The organism is Halomonas alkaliantarctica, assembly GCF_029854215.1.
Lineage (GTDB): Bacteria > Pseudomonadota > Gammaproteobacteria > Pseudomonadales > Halomonadaceae > Vreelandella > Vreelandella alkaliantarctica_A.
Window position 1 is genome coordinate 1348933 of record NZ_CP122961.1, and the last position, 20127, is coordinate 1369059.

Annotated in this window: 16 protein-coding genes and 1 pseudogene; 15 read left to right on the forward strand and 2 right to left on the reverse strand. The window is 44.3% G+C overall.

Features of this window, described 5'->3' with window-relative positions:
* Window positions 1-5: 5 nt before the first annotated feature.
* The 13 genes and pseudogenes from QEN58_RS06085 to QEN58_RS06145 all read left to right on the forward strand — a co-directional run bounded on the left by QEN58_RS06085 (window position 6) and on the right by QEN58_RS06145 (window position 16138).
* Entirely contained in the window at window positions 6-977 is a 972-nt protein-coding gene (locus tag QEN58_RS06085) for a Gfo/Idh/MocA family oxidoreductase (protein ID WP_280106240.1), read from the forward strand.
* Window positions 974-1933, forward strand: a complete 960-nt coding sequence (locus QEN58_RS06090) for a Gfo/Idh/MocA family oxidoreductase (RefSeq protein WP_280106241.1) — start codon at window positions 974-976, stop codon at window positions 1931-1933. The genes QEN58_RS06085 and QEN58_RS06090 overlap by 4 nt, the downstream gene beginning before the upstream one ends.
* Window positions 1926-2777, forward strand: coding sequence for a hypothetical protein (locus QEN58_RS06095; RefSeq protein WP_280106242.1), 852 nt, complete (start codon window positions 1926-1928; stop codon window positions 2775-2777). The genes QEN58_RS06090 and QEN58_RS06095 overlap by 8 nt, the downstream gene beginning before the upstream one ends.
* A gap of 1 nt (window position 2778) precedes the next feature.
* Entirely contained in the window at window positions 2779-3315 is a 537-nt protein-coding gene (locus tag QEN58_RS06100) for a hypothetical protein (protein ID WP_280106243.1), read from the forward strand.
* A complete protein-coding gene (locus QEN58_RS06105; protein WP_280106244.1) occupies window positions 3312-4556 on the forward strand; it encodes a hypothetical protein in 1245 nt (414 codons plus the stop codon). Before QEN58_RS06100 ends, QEN58_RS06105 begins: the two co-directional genes overlap by 4 nt.
* Complete coding sequence (locus QEN58_RS06110) at window positions 4546-5925, forward strand: hypothetical protein (protein ID WP_280106245.1); 1380 nt, start codon at window positions 4546-4548, stop codon at window positions 5923-5925. Before QEN58_RS06105 ends, QEN58_RS06110 begins: the two co-directional genes overlap by 11 nt.
* A 46-nt stretch (window positions 5926-5971) precedes the next feature.
* Window positions 5972-8944, forward strand: a complete 2973-nt coding sequence (locus QEN58_RS06115; protein WP_280106246.1) for a CDP-glycerol glycerophosphotransferase family protein — start codon at window positions 5972-5974, stop codon at window positions 8942-8944.
* A 30-nt stretch (window positions 8945-8974) separates the two neighbouring features.
* Window positions 8975-9580: a sugar transferase gene (locus QEN58_RS06120; protein ID WP_280106247.1), complete on the forward strand. Its 606-nt coding sequence runs from the start codon at window positions 8975-8977 to the stop codon at window positions 9578-9580.
* Complete coding sequence (locus QEN58_RS06125) at window positions 9562-10185, forward strand: NeuD/PglB/VioB family sugar acetyltransferase (protein WP_280106248.1); 624 nt, start codon at window positions 9562-9564, stop codon at window positions 10183-10185. The genes QEN58_RS06120 and QEN58_RS06125 overlap by 19 nt, the downstream gene beginning before the upstream one ends.
* A 9-nt stretch (window positions 10186-10194) precedes the next feature.
* Window positions 10195-11370, forward strand: a complete 1176-nt coding sequence (locus QEN58_RS06130) for a DegT/DnrJ/EryC1/StrS family aminotransferase (RefSeq protein WP_280106249.1) — start codon at window positions 10195-10197, stop codon at window positions 11368-11370.
* A 148-nt stretch (window positions 11371-11518) separates the two neighbouring features.
* Window positions 11519-13486: a polysaccharide biosynthesis protein gene (locus QEN58_RS06135; protein ID WP_280106250.1), complete on the forward strand. Its 1968-nt coding sequence runs from the start codon at window positions 11519-11521 to the stop codon at window positions 13484-13486.
* A gap of 243 nt (window positions 13487-13729) precedes the next feature.
* Entirely contained in the window at window positions 13730-14866 is a 1137-nt protein-coding gene (locus QEN58_RS06140; protein ID WP_280106251.1) for an O-antigen ligase family protein, read from the forward strand.
* 160 nt (window positions 14867-15026) lie between these two features.
* A pseudogene (locus tag QEN58_RS06145) lies at window positions 15027-16138 on the forward strand (MBL fold metallo-hydrolase RNA specificity domain-containing protein).
* Window positions 16139-16158: 20 nt separating this feature from the next.
* Here QEN58_RS06145 and QEN58_RS06150 read toward each other — a convergent pair.
* Entirely contained in the window at window positions 16159-16749 is a 591-nt protein-coding gene (locus tag QEN58_RS06150; protein ID WP_280106252.1) for a FlgO family outer membrane protein, read from the reverse strand.
* A gap of 4 nt (window positions 16750-16753) precedes the next feature.
* Window positions 16754-17419 carry a hypothetical protein gene (locus QEN58_RS06155; RefSeq protein ID WP_425270321.1) on the reverse strand — a complete coding sequence of 222 codons (666 nt, stop codon included), beginning with the start codon at window positions 17417-17419 and terminating at the stop codon, window positions 16754-16756.
* A 298-nt stretch (window positions 17420-17717) separates the two neighbouring features.
* Here QEN58_RS06155 and QEN58_RS06160 point away from each other — a divergent pair, with 298 nt between their 5' ends.
* Window positions 17718-18722, forward strand: coding sequence for an OmpA family protein (locus tag QEN58_RS06160; RefSeq protein WP_280106254.1), 1005 nt, complete (start codon window positions 17718-17720; stop codon window positions 18720-18722).
* Between the two features lie 485 nt (window positions 18723-19207).
* The gene (locus tag QEN58_RS06165; protein ID WP_280106255.1) at window positions 19208-20125 is read left to right on the forward strand and encodes an HAD-IIB family hydrolase; all 918 of its coding nucleotides are present in this window, start codon (window positions 19208-19210) and stop codon (window positions 20123-20125) included.
* Window positions 20126-20127 lie beyond the last annotated feature (2 nt).

Consider the following 20127-nt stretch of genomic DNA (forward strand, 5'->3'; position numbering starts at 1 on the left):
TTGCTATGAAAAATGTATTACTAGTCGGTGCTGGAAACCTGGGGCGGCGACATTTACAGAGCATGAAAAATAGTGCTGAACCTTTCAATATTTTTGTAGTAGAACCATTTGAAGCAGCTAGAGAGCAGGCTGAGAAAATATTTCAAGAAACGAAAAGTGATGCCGTAGAAAAAGTTGTAAGCTTTCATAAAGCTATAGAAGAAATAGATAAAGAAATTGACATTGTAATCGATGCGACACCAGCAAGTGGGCGTTTAGATATACTTAAACAGGTGTTGGCTCTAGGGGCGAAAGACCTAGTTCTGGAGAAAGTAGCTTTTAACTCTGTGCCTGATATTGAAAAAGCTAAAGTATTAATAGAGAAATATAATGCGCGTGCCTGGGTAAATTGCCCTCGTCGTCTTAACCCATTTTATATTCAATTACGTGAGATATTTGAAAATTTAAAAATTGATCGCTTTGAAGTAGTGGGAGAAAACTTTGGCATGGCTTGTAATGCCATTCATTTTATTGACTTGTTTGCTTTCTTAGCAAAAAAAGCCAATTATCATATTTCTTTAGATAATATTAGTGAGATATTGCCAAGTAAACGTCATGATTATATTGAGTTTTTTGGCGAAATCACAGGGACATTTGAATCTGGACCGGATTTTAAAATTGATTGTCAGCGGTCTACTAAAGAGGTGGGATTTAAGATAAGAATTGTTACACTTACTGATGAATACGTGATTGATGAGATAGCTGGAAATGTGGAAATTATAAAGACAGACGGTAGTAAAGAGGTTAGCAGTTTCCGTCAGCCTTATCAGAGTGAGCTGACAGGGGGACTTATAGATGAAATCATTTCTAAACAAGCGTGTGGATTAACTGAGTTTTACGAGTCGATGGCCTTACATAGTCCATTTATTAGTAATGCTTATGTATTATATGCTTCGAATATTGAAGAAAACTCTTTAAAGATGGTGCCTATCACATGAAAAATAACGTTTTGATCGTTGGCAGTGGAGCGATGGCTAAAGAATACGTAAAAGTTCTGCGTGCCATGAATACACCATTAACAGTAGTGGGACGTAGCGTCAGTGGCGCGCGAGCGTTCGAAAAAGAGACCGAATTACCTGTTCTTACTGGGGGGCTAGAAGCTAATATTGCCCATCTTGATTTTTCAAGTTTTACGCACTGTATTGTCGCTACCAACGTAACGCAGCTGTTCTCGAATGTTTGCAGCCTGATAAAAGCTGGCGCTAAAAAGATTTTAGTTGAAAAACCTTTCGTACTAGACAATGAGCAATTGAACGCTGCATGTCGTCTGGCTAACGAAAACACTGCCGCTATATTCATTGCTTATAATCGCCGTTTCTTTAGTTCAGTGATTAAAGCTCGTGAAATTATCGATGAGGATGGTGGCCTGGAAATGGTAAAGTTCGATTTTACCGAGCGGAGTCATGTTATTGAAGGGTTAGACAAAGATCCTCATGAGAAGGCTCATTGGTTATTAGCCAACTCTACGCATGTTATCGATCTGGCGTTTTATTTTACAGGTAATCCCGAGAAGCTAACTGCTTATCAATCAGGTAGCTTGGACTGGCATCCTAGCGCGATGGTATTCACAGGTGCAGGCATCAGCACGGAAGGTATACTTTTTTCGTATGGTTCTGATTGGGGTTCAGCAGGACGATGGGGTCTGGAGTTATTTACGCCGCTTCGTAAATTACGCCTATGTCCCATGGAAAAGTTGTTGGAAACTCGCAAAGGTACAATTGATGAGTATGAAATTGAGCTTGACGATGAATTAGAAAAATCATTTAAGCCAGGATTGTATCGGCAGACAGATAACTTCCTCCTAGGATTGACGGAAGGCCTTTGTTCACTTGGGGAGTTAGAAGATAGCTTTAAGCATTACTGCGAAATAGCTGGATATAAAGAAAATGTTTAACCTCCATAAAAGCAAGCTAGCTAATGTACTATTTTGCTTTGTGAAAACGGCACCTCTGCTTGTGCTGATAGGTATAATTTTTCGTTTTCTATTTATTGTGTTACAAGTTTCTTCTATCTGGTTTATTTTTGGTTGGGTAGGCGGCAATGTCAAACCAGTTGTCAAGGAAATGATAGGGCTTCCGGTAGAGTCCTATATTTATCCATGCATTGGCGCCTTAGGTTTTATATTATCTACCCTATGCCTGCTTATTGGTAAAATGTGTTCTCTTAAAGCAACATGCCAATTTGAAAAAGTTATAGTGGAAAAAGTTGGTAATAATCAAGTTTTGATTAGCAAAGGTGATCTTAAAAATATAGTTAAATTATTAATATCAGTGATGGATGTGATGGTGCCATTAGCTTTGATCGTGACTGTCTCTGCTTTGTGGATACATGTCACCCCTTATATGCTGATATTAATTTTTATAATGTTATGTGGAGGAGCGTGGTTGCTTAAAAAAGGTGTCGGCTTTTCCGCCAAACGTTATAAACCAATAAATAGAACCGGAAAACTAGAAAGTTATGTTGGTAGTCAAGAACAGCAAGGGTTTTATAAGATGCTCCTTCTTCCTAATTATATAATGCTGGCTTTGATGAGTATAATCGCAATACTGATAGTTACTAGCTTAATTGCAACTAAGCTTTACTTTGAATCTCATGGTGGCCAAATTGGATATATGGCTATATTGACAGGTGTTGCTTTTCTACAAATGCGCTCTTTTTCGAACATCGTTGTTAGAGCTGGAGCATACAATAAAAGTTTGTCTGCGATTTATAAAGCCTTTTTTACTAAAGGTACATAAAATGAGATTGTTATTTGTGCTTGGTTCACTAAGTGAAAGATCTGCTTCCCGGTTTTTAACTTTAAATCCGGATCTTGTTTATCATTTTTCGGATAAAAATATCTTTTCTTCACATGATCCAGTTTCGTATAAGTGCCTTCCAAGTCCACAATTGAATCCGAAAATAGAATCAGCTATTGTTGAGTCTTCTATAGAAAGAAATATTAAAAATATAGCTAACCCAGGTGGTGATGCAGCCATAATGCGACGCGCGTTGCGTTTATCTGAACTTCGCATAGAAGCTAAATGCTATCTTAATGCTATTAATTTTATAAAACAAAAAAAAACATCTGATGATATAAGTCATGATACTATCATATTTATATCACACTATCTCTTACCATCAGATGTGTTAATGCATGAAGAACTTAATGTTGAATGGCACCAAGTCACAAATACTCGTTTCCTCGGTTTGATCCCAGGCTTTAGATATCTTCTTTTTTTCATTAGAACTATTAGTCCTATTAGGTTGTTAAAAAAAAGGAAAACTTTTAAATGACATTCCTGAGCAGGCTTTTTAGTCATGTTTCGATCCAACAAAGCAAGTCTAAAAATATAGTCCCTGTGTTTCTTAATATAATAATGACTGATGTTAGGCCTGTAAGTGCTCAGCAAAAATTAAAAAGCTTTTACACCATTATTGATCGGTGTTTAAAAGATGGTCGTGAAGTTAATTTAGTAATTATTCTCGGTAAAAATGGGAATAAAAATGCAGTTGCAGCCTATGAAGGGTCTTTGAATCGCTATTTGAAAGAAGATGGGTTCAATATAGTGTTTGTCAAGCCAATAAGCTGGGTTTGTGATAGGTTGTTTATGTTTATGCTCATGGCTAAATATTTTACTAAGATTAATGGGTCCTTTGCACAACGTTTTAATTTTGCATGTTTATCTTCAATTTCGCGTGTACGAATAAGTTTATACCAGAAAATATATAGTTTGTTGCCATGTAATAATTGGTTAGGTCTTACAGGTGGTATCGAACTGCCGGCACTTCAATTTGAGCAACAAAAATTGACTAGAAGATGCATTGTCAATGCATTACAGTTTGGTCAGGCTTCCTATGATCAGCAACATTTTTCTGGATATGGTGCCGACAACCTGTTTGTTTATGATGTTTATAGTAAAAAAGTTTTTATGAGTTTGAATGTCAATGTTGATAATATAATAGTTTCGGGTTCTCCCGAGTTTGAATATGACTCTAGCCTAATGTTAAATGAAAAACTCCTTGAGGAAAATAAACTTAGCATTATCTTTGTTGACCAACCTATACGTCAGCGTGGTGAGTATTCAGAAGAATATATAGGCTACTGTTATGATATGCTTAAAGTATTTAATAATGATCCAGAAATTAATTTTAAAATAAAAAAGCATCCCCGCGGATCAGCATTTGAAGATAATATGTTAGATCATTTTACGATTGTAAAAGAGTGGGGTGAATCTCTTTCAAAAGCCCATGTTGTAATTGGTTTTTTTTCAAATCTTTGCGATTTTGCGTTGTGTTGTGGACGAATTACCTTTTACTTAGGAAGTAGATCCATTATGGGTGGGGTGAAATGCGATTGGATTGTTTCACAAGGTGGGTATGTGGTAAGTGAAATTGATTTCCTTTTTTACGAAATAGGACATCTAAAAAAACAAACACAAGAAATAGCAAAAAAAATAATAAGTAATGGAAGTGATCAAACGGTATCACCTTCAGATATAATTTATAAAAGAATGGTGGCCCATAGTGAAGCCTAAACAAGCGCTTAAATGGATTAAAGAATTTGAAATGAAACGTGATGGGCTAAATCATAATGTTGACGGGGTTGATTGTTGGCCAGTGATCAGAAATACAATCTTGTCTATTGTACTGCCTAAATCTGGTCAAGGCGCTGGCGCAGGTTTTAATTTTAGCATTTATTCTATTATAAGTATTGCCAAGTCAATAAAAGACACTCTTTCAATTAAAAATATAAATGTTTTTATTTTATCTGACCAGAAATTTTCTGAAACAGTATCTGGATCAATTTACTTAAAAGATGCACATGTAATTAGAGAAATGGAACAGCATAATTCTAAAGTTCCAATCATAGCTCTTCAGAATATGTTGAAAGACAACAATATTGTTGGACGTGAATATTGCCGATCAATATTTATTGTTTTGTTGCTTGCGGCGGGAGTGTCAAAGTTTTCGGCAGTAATGCGTTATATTCCATCTATATCTACTTATGTTGAAGGTATTGCTAAAGAACTTTCAGACTCTCCTATGCTTAGAGAAAGTTCGATAAGCTATGCTGTTCTGAAAAAGCAACTATATCGAAATATTCTTTTTTGTTTGGTAGCAAAAAATATTTTCTCATTTATTTTGCGTAGAGCTAAACCAGAAAAAGCTTACGTTGTTTGCTATTATTCAGTACTAGGAATGGCGTTGACTGCTGCTTGTCGCCAACAGAATATTCCAATAACAGATATACAACATGGTGTAGCGGGTGGCAGTATGAGAGCGTATGCAAGTTGGAACAAAGTGCCAGAAAATGGGTATTCAACACTGCCGGATACTTTTTTTTGCTGGACCAAATACGATGCAAATGCCATAACTGCCTGGGCAAAAGGTACCCCACACCATAATGCTTTTGTAGTTGGTAGCTTGTGGCGTGATTATGTTATGTCTAACTGTCTGTTTATGACTTCAGAAAAACAGTGGTTAAAGTTCTTCAATGAAGTAAGTAGCTTTAATAAAAAAGTGTTGATTACGCTGCAGTCTAGTTCATTACCAAATTTATTTTTTGAAGTAATAACTCAGAGCAGAAAAAATTATTGTTTTCTTATCAGATCGCATCCTGGCTTTCCTTTAAGAGCGGATGAGATCCATAATAAATTAAAAAAAAATTATCCTAACGTTTTTTTTGAGGAGCCATCAAATATTCCTATACAAGTGCTTATGAAACATATTGATGTGCATCTTACGGAATGGTCTGGTGCTGTTGTCGATGCGTATTTTGAAGGGGTTAAGTCAATTGTTGTTGCTGAAAGCGCACTAGATTATTTTGAATACTATATTAGTGAAGGTGATGTGCTTTATGCTTCAACACTAAGCGAAATACAAAACATTATAGAGCAATGCTAGTTATTCGTCTAAATCAGAAATTTTTTGTAAAAAATAAGGGTTAGCCATGTCTTATGTTTTACCGGTAAAAAGATTGTTAAAAAGATTCTACATTTTTTCTACCAGGATAACTTATCGCCTGAATTTTCTTGTTGGATTTAGAAACAGTAGATATGTATTTCGATTGATATCAAGAAATAATGATTTTTTTCCTGAAAAATTAGAAGAAAAAGATTATATAAATTATATGAACTACTATTTTCTTGATGATTTTAAGTCTGGACGAATAAGTTATCGAGGAATGATTTTATTTACTAATGAAGTGAAAAAAATAGAATCTTCAGTGTTGCATTGTGCATTGTCACGTGTCCTATTTGAAGGAAAAAATACTTCTGATAAGCTTAAAAAAATCGATCGATTTAATGATGCTGCTCTTTTGGAGTTACTTATAAAGAAAGGAGATACAGCGATTCCATCCGTTATGTCTTTTCTTAAAAGTACTAATAATGCCCGCTGGTCCGCTTCATATTGCTATCGGCTAGTTCGTGTTCTATATAGCATGAAAGAGTGGTTGCTGGTAAAACATTTTTCTGAGCTTTATAGAACTTTTAATCCAGGCAATTCTTGGATTAATAATAGTTACTTGACTGCACGTGTTGAGTTGAAGGATTTTGCAAGAGGCTCTGATTTTTTTGGCTCTGATGCATTTAATTCTATTGCTTTTGTTAATCAAGTTTCTTTAGTTGAATGTTTGGGTAAAATAGATTTTTTTGAAGATAAAAAAATAGACAATAACGAGGAATTTCTCTATCTCTTTTACATGGTGCTCTTTCAAAAATTGATTATATCGGGACAGGTTAGCGCCATTGCTTCTAGATCAATCCCCCCCATTTCAAATAAACATTCTTTTAAGTTTTTACAGTTATACTTCAAAGAGAAGTTTTTATCATGCTCTAAGTATTTGTTTAAGCTAGAAAAGGTTTCTTTTTTTTACTTTGATGGCATTCTGCCATTAAAGAAAATTTATGATGTACTTTCTAGCTTTAGTGGTGATTACGGCGGTGATGGTTGGAGTGGATTTGTTGAAGAAGTTTGTTATATGATTTATTCCTATGACATCTGTAAAGATTTTGATGAAAGTTTTTTAGAGCTTATTGGCTATTCGCAAGTTGACCACTTTGCAAGCTTTAATGATGAAGAAGACCCTGTATCCCAAAAAGTAATGCAACCAATTACAGCTTTGGTCTGTATTTCTAGAGTAACTGAAAGTTTTTTTTTAGAAGCAAACGATGCATATTGTTTTTCACAAGTTGTTGGTTATACCAATGTAGATCAAGTTAATGTTGATCCTCGTGTTTGCCAAATTTTCACCTTATCGGATTTAATGCCAGAGCCTGGTTCTTTGTTAGACTTGGATGCTTTCCAAATTTCTCATGATGCGAGTCACTGGCTTTTTTCCAAAATAAATAAAAATGACAATCAAAGTTTGTGGGCAACTGATTTTATTAATGAGGTTTTTTCACTTGCAATTGAGGATCGTCTTTTTGGCCATATTAAGAAATTTATAGCTTTAGTTGAGCATCTTCGGAGTTTCGGAATAAGTAGAGTTGTTTTTTCGTATAAATTACAAGAATATGCTCTCGTCCAAAGCTTGTCTAAAGCAGTAAATGAGACATTAGGTATTGAGTGCTTTCTTGTTAGAGAATTTGTTCCTGGAGATTTATCGCAGCTTAATGTTTATCCAGCTACAAACTCACCAAAGATTAGTTTCTTTGATTTCATTAATAGGTGTGAGAATGCAACGATCTATTGCAGTGGTTATGAAGATGATGCCATGCTGATTATGTCGTCACTTGGTGATCCTGCGTACTATAAGTCTTCCTTGGAAATACTTAAAGCATCTGATTATTCACATAACTATGTATTTAATGTTGCAGATAGAATTATTGAAAATACTTTGTTGTTAGATAATGTTTATCTTATTGATTCCACTGGAGTAAACTCTTTTGATTCAATGGACGTCAGTTTTAATGAACTCCTCTTTGTTGATGTGTCAGGGTTCGATAAGCTTGGAAGTTATTCATGTTTATCATTAATTCAGCATACTCTCGATGTTTATCTTGCTAGATGGACTACTAAATTAAAGAATCAGATTGAAGTTGTTTTGAAATTTCTAGAACACACACCTATTTCTTCTCTTATTACCAGCCCAGGGCGATCACCGTTATCCCGTGCCATAACTTTGATTGCGAATTCATCCGGCATTAGAACAGTTGATGTTCAAGCTTTTTTTATATCTTCTATGCCGCGGTACAAAGGCAGTTTGGCCGATAATTACTGCGGAATAACACGTGATCAGATCGATGTTTATATAGAGAATCATAGTCAGAAAAGTGATCAGCGAGTTTATTGTATTGGTTCTTTAATGATGGATAATCAACTTTCAAATGTCTCCGACTATAAGATCGAAGATATTCGTGTTGAGTATGGACTAGGTCTCGATAAATTTGTCATTTTTTTTGCCGAGCAGCATGGGGATGGAGGGTATAGTTTTGATATTGTAAAAGATATTATTTCTACACTTGAAGATCATGTGCATCTAATTGTTAAGCTTCATCCAAGAAGCCCAATGAGTTTACTGGATAAATATCATTCTCTTGTCAAAATGTATGGTAAAGAAACTCATGTTTCAGTTACTCAGTCGGGACATTTGTATAAATTGATTATTGCTTCTGATGTAGTTGTTACTCAGTTTAGTAATGTTGGTCTAGAGGCTGCTGTTCTAAAAAAGAAAGTTTTAAGTGTGTTAATTTCTGGTCAAGATCCTGTGCTTGATTTTGGTGCTCTTGGTATCGCTGATGTAGTATACAATCTTACTGATATGAAATCTTATATAAGCGAATTGATACATGCCAATCGGGTTGGAGAAATGCCTTATTTGATTTCGAATCCTGAGCTAGGTGACGGACGGTCCGGGAGTCGTGTAATAGAAATCTCACATGGTTTGGGTTTTTATAGCGGAAGTGTTATAACACTATAAATGATTTTTCTATGGATACGGTATTTTATAATGCGTCTCTTAGATATTTTAGTCTCTTTTTTTATTCTTATTCTCGGTCTTCCTATTTTTTTATTGCTTTTCTTTGTTGTATTGTTTGATCTTGGTTCTCCGGTTTTATTTACTCATAAGCGTCCCGGCTACAAAGGAAAACCGTTCACAGTATATAAATTCAGAACTATGCGTGAGCTGGAAGATGATGGGCTATTGGGTGTTGGCGATGCCGAGCGTATGTCTCGGGTTGGACGCTTCTTGCGTAGTACCAGCCTTGATGAGTTGCCCCAATTATGGAATGTCCTTAAAGGTGAAATGAGCCTTGTTGGCCCTCGTCCTTTATTAATGGACTATTTGCCACTTTATAGCGAGCGGCAAATGCGCAGGCACGACGTAAAGCCGGGAATAACCGGATGGGCTCAGGTTAATGGCCGTAATAATTTGAGTTGGCAGACTAAATTTGAAATGGATGTATGGTACGTTGAAAATAGGACTTTTTGGCTAGATATAAAAATCCTATACCTAACGCTTATTAAAGTTTTTAAACGCGAAGGTGTTTCTTCTCAGGAACACGTCACATCAGTACGTTTCGAGGGAAATGACGAGTGGGACAACAAAAAATAGCAATTTTTGGGGCTAGCGGCCATGGCCGTGTAGTTGCTGATATTGCCGTTTGCACTGGCTGGAATGTGCACTTTTATGATGATGCTATTCCAGAGAAAGAGATGACATTAGGGATGCCTTATGGTGGTAATTTCCAGAATCTTATTTCGAATGTTGACCAATATTCTGCGGCTTTCGTAGCGATTGGTAACAACAGGCTCCGTTTGTCTCTTCAACAGTCGCTGCTTGATGCTGGTTTTTACATACCAACGCTCGTTCATCCGTCTTCTACGATAAGCCGGTTTGCAAGCATTGAATCAGGTACCGTTGTGATGCCGGGGGCTGTAATCAATGCTGCAGCGCATGTCGGTTGCGCCTGTATCATCAATACAGGCGCAAGCATTGATCATGACTGCTTGTTGGAGGATGGGGTTCATATCTCCCCTGGCGCACATTTGGCAGGTATCGTATCTGTAGGCAAATGTAGCTGGATAGGTATAGGGGCTTCTATTCGCCAACAGGTGCGAATTGGAATTAATGTTACTGTGGCCGCTGGTGCCGTTGTTGTTAAAAATGTCGAGGATAACGCCACCGTTGCTGGTGTTCCCGCTGTTAAAATGAGGTAACTGTAGATTATGTTGAACACTTCTTTTTCTCCATGGCCCTCTTTTACTCAAGAAGAGGCAGAGGCCGTACAAAATGTGTTGCTGTCGAATCGTGTTAATTACTGGACTGGTCAAGAAGGACGCCAATTTGAGCACGAATTTGCATCTTGGGCAGGTACCAATTATTCGATTGCTTTGAGCAATGGTACAGTAGCTTTGGATTTGGCATTAAAAGCTATTGGTGTCGAATCCGAAGATGAAATAGTCGTTACTTCGCGGACATTCCTTGCATCTGTTTCTTCTATTGTTACGTCAGGTGCAACACCAATATTTGCTGATGTTGATGCAGACTCTCAAAATGTCACGGCTGAAACTATCAAAGCTGTTCTTACACCACGAACACGTGCAGTGATTTGTGTTCACTTAGCTGGTTGGCCCTGTGAAATGGATGGCATCATGGAGCTTGCCCACGAGAAAGGTCTTTACGTTATTGAGGACTGCGCTCAGTCACATGGTGCTAGCTACAAGGGCCGCTCTGTGGGATCCATTGGGCATGTAGGCTGTTGGTCTTTTTGCCAGGATAAGATCATGACAACCGGTGGTGAGGGCGGGATGGTAACCACGAATGATCATGAGCTTTGGTCCCGGATGTGGTCCTATAAGGATCATGGCAAAAGCTGGGAGGCGGTATATGAGCGAGATCACCCGCCAGGCTTCCGTTGGCTGCATGAAAGCTTTGGCACCAATTTCCGCATGACAGAAATGCAAGCTACTATTGGGCGGATACAGCTAGGCCGTATGTCGGAGTGGACTGTCGCTCGCCAGCATAATGCCAATACCATCTGGAATTGTGCCAAGGCTCTGCCAGGTCTTCATGTGCCGGAGATTCCAAATTACATCAACCATGCAGCTTATAAGTGTTATGTATTCGTCAAGCCGGAACAGTTGGCTGATGGCTGGGATCGTGACCGTATTCAGAGTGAAATCGTGGCGTCAGGCGTGCCGTGTTTTTCTGGCTCCTGTTCAGAGGTGTACCTGGAAAAAGCGTTTGAGGGGACCGGCTTGCGGCCTGAACGTCCTTTGCCTGTGGCTCGGGAGTTGGGTGAGGTCAGCTTGATGTTCCTCTGTCATCCCACCTTAACCGAGTCGAACATAAATAAAACGTGTAGTGTGCTGGAGGACGTGATGGCCCAGGCTGCAAGGTAAAAGTGGCAAAAGCGTAACCTATGGCTATGTTGATCAATATATAGTCTATGTTCACCGTTACTCTATAGGGATAGGTGTTCTTGAGGCATGCTTGCTATTACAATCGCTACCATTTCTCATCGACGGTCCCTAATCGGAAGGATTCCGTATGACTAAATCAGGACGCTTGCATCGTTCCATTGCCGGGCTCAGCAGGGGCAAGAAGCGCTTCATCATGGTCGCTGCCGACCTGCTGGCTTTGCCGTTGGCATTGTGGTCGGCCTATACATTGCGTTTCGCTGAATGGTGGCCCGCCTATTACATCGAACCTTTCTGGTGGCTGTTCTTGATTGTGCCTCCGGCAGGTGTTTTTGTATTTGCCCGGCTAGGGCTTTATCGTGCAGTTGTGCGATTCATGGGCCCTCAGGCGCTTTGGGCGGTGGTGAAAGGCTCGCTGTTGATGGCGGTACTGATGTGGTCGGCGGCCTACTTTTACCAGTGGCAGCAGTTTCCCCGCTCGGTGCCGATTAATTTCGCGTTAGTTACCCTGGTGTATGTGGGCGGTACTCGTCTGATTGTGCGCAGTTATTATCATTGGCTGATAAAACACTATACCGAGAAAGAGGCGGTCGCCATCTATGGTGCTGGCGGGGCGGGTGCCCAGTTGGCCCTGGCACTCTCCAGCGGGCGCGAGTTCTATATCGCTGCCTTCATGGATGACGATCCCGCGCTTTGGGGTAGTACCATTAAGGGGGTAAAGGTCTATAACCCTTCAGACTTCAAGGCGTTAGTCGAGCGTTTGGGTATCAGGCGCGTACTGCTTGCTATGCCTACCGCTACAAAGGCACAGCGTAAACAGGCTTTAGATCAGCTAGCTGATTTACCTGTTCGAGTGCAAACCGTGCCCTCAATGCCTGAAATTATTTCCGGCGTAGCGAGTGTTGATCAGTTACGTGAGGTCGAACTGGAGGATTTGCTGGGTCGGGACCCCATACCCCCTCGTCAATCGCTGATTGATGCCAGTATTCGCAATAAGGTGGTGATGATTACCGGCGCTGGTGGCTCTATCGGTAGTGAGATGTGCCGTCAAGTGATGCGCGGCAGGCCCAAGTCGGTAATTTTGTTTGAGATGAGTGAGTTTGGTCTTTATGCAATCGAGCAAGAGCTTGAAGCGCTTCGCATCGAGATGGGGGAGGCCTTTCCCATCGTACCGTTGTTAGGCAATGTCTGTGATCGTAATCGCGTAGAGGCGGTTATTAGCCACTATGGGGTGCAAACTCTCTACCATGCTGCCGCTTACAAACACGTGCCGATTGTTGAAAACAATGTACTTGAAGGTGTGCGCAATAATGTCCATGGCACCCAAGTCATCGCGGAAAGTGCCGCTAAGCTGGGTGTCGAGCGCTGTGTATTGATTTCTACCGACAAAGCGGTGCGCCCCACCAATGTGATGGGGGCGACCAAGCGCATGGCCGAGCTAGTGCTGCAGGATTTAGCCACTCGCTATGCCTTGAAGGATAATCACCGCACCATCTTCTCCATGGTACGTTTTGGTAACGTGCTGGGTTCCAGTGGCTCTGTAGTGCCTCTATTCCGCCGTCAGATTGAGCAGGGCGGCCCCATTACCGTTACCCATCCTGATATCACTCGCTATTTCATGACCATTCCCGAGGCTGCCCTGCTGGTGATTCAGGCTGGCTCCATGGCCGAAGGCGGAGATGTGTTCGTGCTTGATATGGGTGATTCGGTGAAAATTGTCGACCTGGCAAAGCGGATGATTCAGTTGACAGGCCTTGAGGTGAAAGATGCTGCAAATCCCGAGGGCGATATTGAGGTTGTTTTTAGTGGCCTGCGCCCCGGTGAGAAGCTCTATGAGGAACTTCTAATTGGCGATAATGTGGCCGGAACATTGCACCCTAAAATACTGCGTGCCCATGAAGAAATTCTGCCGCATCAAGAGTTAACAGTACTATTAAACGAGCTGCGTGAGGCTGAACGTAACCTTGATAGCTACCGCGCCTGTGCGGTGCTAAAGCGGGGCGTCAGCGGTTTTGCCCATAGCGGCGATGTTTGTGATCTCTTACCTAATTATCAGCACGTTGTTTATGAGGCTGCCCCTAGGCCTGCTAAGCATTGATTGAATAAGCGACTTCTCGCTTTGTTGGGAGTCGCTTTTCATATTCTCCACTGACGATACTTGTGACGTCGTGTGATAATATCTCGCTCTATCCACGTTAGTCTTGGAATTTCTGTGAGCCACCCTCCTTTCTCAGTTTCTCTCCCTGTTTCTACTCCCATTTCCATTTACACGTCCCTCTCCGCATTTATGCTTTGCGCCATAGCATTGGTGGTGCCTAGTGGTTACTCGCTAGGTGCCGTCATGCTGTTGCTGGGTAGCGTGGTGCTATTGATAAAACGCCCGGCGCTTGGATTGAACCGACAGGATATGTTGGTGATATTAGCAATGGCCGCGTATACCCTGGTTGGAGCGCTTGAGGCGTGGTGGGATGGGCAGGGCACACGCGGCATGGATAGGCCGCTGCGCTTACTGCTAGCGATTCCTGCGCTGTTGTTAGTGATGGCTTACCCTCCGCGTTTGGCCTGGTTTTGGGGCGGTATTACGGTGGGGGCGATAGGCGCAGGGGGTTGGGCTACTTGGGCGAAGCTGATAGACGGGGTGGCTCGCCCAGGCGGTTACAACAACGCGATTCAGTTCGGCAATTTAAGTATGCTGCTGGGGGTGTTGTGTCTCGCCGCGATGGGCTGGGCCGTTATCCAGCCACGCCGCAATCTTTGGAGCACGGTATTTATTATAGGGGCGGTATTTGGTATGGCGGGGTCGTTGTTATCTGGCAGCCGGGGTGGCTGGATAGGCATTCCTTTTGTGTTGCTGGTGTTGTTCCGCGCCTATGCACCCTTGATGCTCAAAAGACATAGCGTAGGTGCGCTAGTCGGCGTTTTGCTAGCGGGAGCCGCTGTATATGCAGTGCCTGAAACGGGTGTGCAAGAGCGCGTTCATCAAGCCGTAGAACAAGTGCAACGTTATGCTTCAGGCGATAGAAGCTCTACATCTGTTGGGGCACGGTTTGAGATGTGGCGGGGTGCCAGTCATTTGATTGCCGAGAAGCCGTTGGTTGGTTGGGGATCAAATGGATACGCTGCGGCGATGCAAACGTTAGCCAATGAAGGCGTAATTAATGGAAATGCTGCGCGTTATAGCCACGCCCACAACGAATTTATTGATACCTTTGCCAAGCGCGGTTTGATTGGCCTTATGGTGTTGTTAGCTGTTTACTTACTGCCCATGCGCTTTTTTGCTAAAGAGCTGGGGGCTAGTGATTTATCGCTACGCGCCACGGCGACGGCAGGTGTATTGCTACCGGTTACCTATATTGATTTTGGCTTAACGCAAAGTTTTTTATCCCATAACAGCGGCGTGATGATGTATGCGTTTTTGCTCGCAGTGTTGTGGGGGATTTATTCTCGCCAGCGCAAGGAGTTTGTTCGCCCTATTTAGCCTTTATAATTTAAACGGCGGGATAATTACTGATCGCTCAACAAGTTGAGTTCTTACAAAGCCCTTTCCATCGGGTAACGTGGGACTCAGCCTTGTTGGGCGATTTTTATTTTCATGTGATACGTTTCTTATTTAATGGTTATTAGATAAAGAGTACAACATGCAAAATCAGCAAACGTGGCCCGAAATACGTCATCACGGTGGGGCAAGTGGCGTTACCGGTAGTTGCCATCAGCTTATGGTTAATAGTGAGTCTTCACTATTAACCGATTGTGGTTTGTTTCAAGGCGAAGACGCACAGCAGGATAGTTTCGATCAGCTCACTGTCGATTTTGATATTTCATCGGTAAAAACCTTGGTCATTACCCATGTTCATATTGACCATGTGGGGCGGTTACCTTATTTACTGGTAGCTGGATTTTCAGGCCCCATTTTGTGTTCGAAGCCTTCGGCTAAGCTGTTGCCGTTGGTGATTGAAGATGCGTTGAAAATTGGCTTTAAGGACGTGATGAGAGTGCAACCCTCTTAAAGCGGGCTGTAGAACAGGCGTTATAAAATAAGGGTACGGTTATTATTCCGGCTTTTAGCATTGGCCGCACCCAGGAACTGCTTTACGAGTTGGAGGGAATTATTCATCGGGCGGGGAATGATTCGCTCTGGCAGTCGTTAGAAATCATCGTCGATTCGCCCCTAGCTGCGCGATTCACGCGGGTCTATCGCGAGTTAAAGCCCTTCTGGGATGATGAAGCGCAGAAGCGCTTGAAGGCAGGGCGGCATCCGCTTAATTTTGATGCGCTTAATACCGTGCATAGCCATGAAACGCATGAGCAAACGGTACGCTATTTAGCCGAAAGCGGTCGACCTGCCGTGGTGATTGCCGCCAGCGGGATGTGCGCCGGTGGCCGGGTAGTGAACTATTTAAAAGCCACGCTGGGTGACTCGCGCCACCAAGTACTGTTTGTAGGCTACCAGGGGGCGGGCACACCGGGGCGCGATATACAGCGTTATGGGCCGCAGGGTGGTTGGGTAATGTTAGATGGTGAACGCTATGATATCCGCGCGGGTGTGAGCACCATTAGCGGTTACTCCGCCCACGCTGATCAGCGGGATTTATTGAGGTTTATCAGGCGAATGCGCCATTGGCCCAGGGAGATTCTCCTTGTGCACGGTGACGATGCGGCTAGGCAAACACTAAAAACCGCCATTGAAGCAATGGCGGTTAAGCATCGGCGCTCGGTAACGGTGGATTTGCCCGAGAATTCACCAGCCTAGCCTGAATAAATGGTAAGTGCTCACCAACCTCCTTGGCCTTCTAACAAACTGCGGGTGTTGTTGTTTAGCGGCAGGCGGAAATCAGCGCTGCCAAGCACCATGGCATCGCCTGCTCGCACCACCCGAGCACTCACGTAAACGTAGTCCTGGCCTTGTGCGTAGGTGCCCATCAATATTGATCGTGCGTTGTGCTGGGAGGTTAAGCGCTGAACTTGCCGGGAAAGAATCAACTCCCCTACGCTCTCTTCGATAAACATGCTGTCGCGCATTTTAACTTCGCGTACCTGCATGCCCTGGCGGGACAGTGCGGAGGCCATAATTTCAGAGCTGATACGCCCAAGCGTCGATGACTGGCTTAGATTGTCGATGCTCACAAAGGTGGCGGCAATCATGGGACTATAGTTCTTTATCTCTGGATTGCTGGCAACCATCTGCTCGGCAGCGGCATGAACCAATTCAGAGAGATCGGGTTCCGGTTCGGCGGGTCTGTTGTTAGCATTGCCTAGCGCGCTACAGCCTGCCAGTAACAGTAGCGTCATGCCAATGGCCATTCCACGGGTAGCATGGCTGATAGAACGAGCGCGCCGAGCAGCGAAAAGTGTAATCAGCATGAAATTACCACGTATCAGTAAGGGGAACGGTGGGCGTGCTAGGTGCCTGGGGCACACGGTTAGGGGCATATTGACGACGATCACCGGCATTAATGTAGTAAATGTTGGATGAAGAGTAGAGAATTCGTTCGCCATCGATAATTTGCGTGGTCACGATGATCTCTTCGTTGCCGGTGTGGGTCCAATTACCGCTAGTGGTATCGGCAAGCATTGCGGCGGGGATTAACCCCAGCGCCGGTTCGGCCCACTGGTTATACGGAATGGCGGCGACTGCGATGCCCGCGGTAAGTGCAGTAAAAGCGCCGACAGGCGGGCGGACAAAACCGCGGTCACGGTGTTCGACGACTTCGACATCAAAGGTGATATTGGCGCTGTTGGCAGTCGGAACGGTTGTGAGATTGGCGCCCCGCGAGACCAGCTCGCTGGTTAGCAGCGCGCGAAAGCCACGCTCAAATTCACCGCCGCTGTAGGCGTGCAGTGCTTCATTGTCTGGTTCGCTGATGTGTAAATCGCGATTGCGAACGCGTTCGCGCTGCAAAATGCGGGTAGCTTCATGGCGGGCCAGCACATCCCAGTGATGAGCTGCCTGCATACGCTGCTGTTCTGTATAAGGGTAGGTGATGGCTATCGGCGCCTGGGATGTATTGGCATAAAAGCAGCCGCTTAGCATTAAGCTTGCCAGCCCCAAACTCACAGGACGTATGAAATAGGTTGATGGAAATAATCGGGGACGGGTGCGCACCTGGTGGTTCCTTTTTCGCTACAAAACGGCTTTTGATAGACTGTTCGCCATGCTTAGTTTGCCATGCCTAATTCGATGTACCTAATGTGATGTGCCTTATTCTAAGTACTTGATTCTAATTACCTGCTTTCATGTACCTAACTCGACGTACTAGCTCGACGTACTAGCTCGACATAGTTAGCTAGATCGGCCACGAGGTTAAAAACTTTAATGAGCGATAATCCCAATGCTTGAAGATCATCACAATGCTCCGCGCCATGATTCGCTAATGTCGGCCTATCATGAAAGTGATAGTGGTAGCGGTTGGATGATCAGCTATCTCGATATCATGACCTTGTTGGTGGCTCTTTTCGTGGTCATTATCGCCGCCGCTGGGCCGGTAATCCCTCAGTTGAACGAGGAGGAGAGTGCGAGCGAATACGCTTACACGCCGTCGTCGGCTATGGAAGTGCCCCTGCCCGAATCTTTGGCCAAGGTAAGCCATGAGCGTGCGGTCGCCGCCCGGTGGAGCGGGGCAGGATTGAACCCTATGGCGATTAGTGCGGCGATGGGTGTCGCCGGGTTGCCTAAATTGACAGGGCTTGCTCGTCGAGTCAGCTATGGGGTCCCGCCACTTTTGGCAGCACCGCCACCGCCCGCCGAGCCGGACTTCACTCTGCCTAAACTGATGATGCCCGCGGGCAGCGATGATTTTACATCGCCTTTGGCCGACTACATGTTGGTGTTAACCGACCGGCCTCCGGTCAATGTTCATGCGGTGAGCGACGAGTCAGTGGCAGGGGCGCTTGCGCTAAATCAGTCGCTTTCCCAGCGTGTCGAAGAGTCGACGTATCTGCCCGACCTTGAAGGTGTTGAAGTATCGCGAGTGGATGAGGGGATTAGTCTCCGCGTGCAGGATCAACTGCTGTTTCCTTCTGCAACGGCTGAGCTCACCAGCGATGGTTCGTCACTGGTGGGTAGTTTGCTGGAGACTATTCAGCGCTACGATGGCGAGGTATGGGTTGAGGGCCATTCGGATAGCCAGACCATTAACACGGATGAGTACTCGTCTAACTGGGCGCTGTCTAGCGCTCGCGCGATTGCCATTGTGGAAGCGCTGGAAGCTGAGGGTGTCGATGCTGAACGCTTACGTGCCGTAGGCTTGGCGGCCACAAAACCACTGGAAAGCAATGCCACAGCGGAAGGGCGTGCGCGAAATCGGCGGGTTGAGGTCGTTATTCATGTGGAGTAAGCAGTATTGCAGTTTGCCCAGACGTTAAATAAGAATTAAAAAAAGCCCGCCGGGGTAGGCGGGCATCAAAGGGCTTGGCTCACTGCAGCCCACTGGCATCAGGTGAGGGGGTGTACAAGATCGCCAGTGGGTACAATTCCAGTATAGCTATTTATGAGGCGTTGCCAAGTCCTGTAACGCTTTTTATTAGTTTTCTTGTCACTTTCATCAATTCCCATGCTTTTTGATAGAACACAGCACCAAAAGCGCCCCGATCTCTTTCACGCACTTTTTTGGTGCGCTAAAGCTGCCTCTTTTTGGTGCTTGTGGGTTTTTCGATTTATTAATCCCTTAGAACTTCATGTAACTCCCTGCTGAACCGTCACTTCTCTCTTTTGGCTTATTAATTGCTATGCTTTTGGTAGACAATTAATAGCAGGTCTTAGCCAATTGGGCGTTCTAGTCATCGCTTTAACAGTGGGCTAAGGCCGAAGAGAGGTAGTGCCATGCCTGAATCAGCTCGTCTTTCAGCGTCAATTCCTTCGGTGGATCCTGCTCTCCAGCCGCGGCTGGTAGTGACCGATTTAGATGGCTCACTGCTCGATCATCACAGTTATGACTTCAGCCCTGCAGCTCCCTGGCTTGCCCGCTTAAAGCAGATGGGGGTGCCGGTAATTCCGGTGACCAGTAAAACCCGTGCCGAACTGATTCCGCTGCGTGAAGCGCTGGGCCTTACGGCTACGCCGTTTATTGCTGAAAATGGTGCGGTTATTGGTCTGCCGCCAGGCTGGTGCCACGCGCGCTTAGACCGACCAGGCAGCGGCCGTGATGGCGTCGTTATCAAACATCCTGGTGTGGATATTGATTTTATTCGTGCCCGGTTGAAGGTGTGGCGCGAACGCCTGGACATTCGTTTCACCCGCATGGGCGAGATGAGCGTGCCTGAGGTGATGGAGCTTACTGGGCTTGACGCGGTTCGCGCCCGGGATGCACGGCAGCGGGAAGGCAGTGAGCCGCTGCTATGGGATGACACTGCCGCGGCCCTGGAAACTTTTCGCGCCGCTTTAGAAGGGGATGGGTTAGAGCTTACTCAAGGCGGGCGCTTTTGGCATGTGATGGGACGCTCCGCAGACAAGGGGGCTGCCGTCGAGTGGCTGATTAAGCGCTTTACGGCGCTAAGAGGTCGAGCACCTGTTTCACTGGGATTAGGGGACGGGCCAAACGATATCACCATGCTCGAAGCGGTCGATCAAGCGGTTGTGATTCGCGGTTGCCACGACTTAGCCGTAGAGCCGCGCAACGCTTTGCTCTATCGTACGGACGCAACAGGGCCGGCCGGCTGGGCCGAAGGCGTGGATTACTGGTGGGGGCGAGATGACCGCCGTTTAGCGACGGCGGAGAAGGGTGATGCTGTTGTTATTTGAGG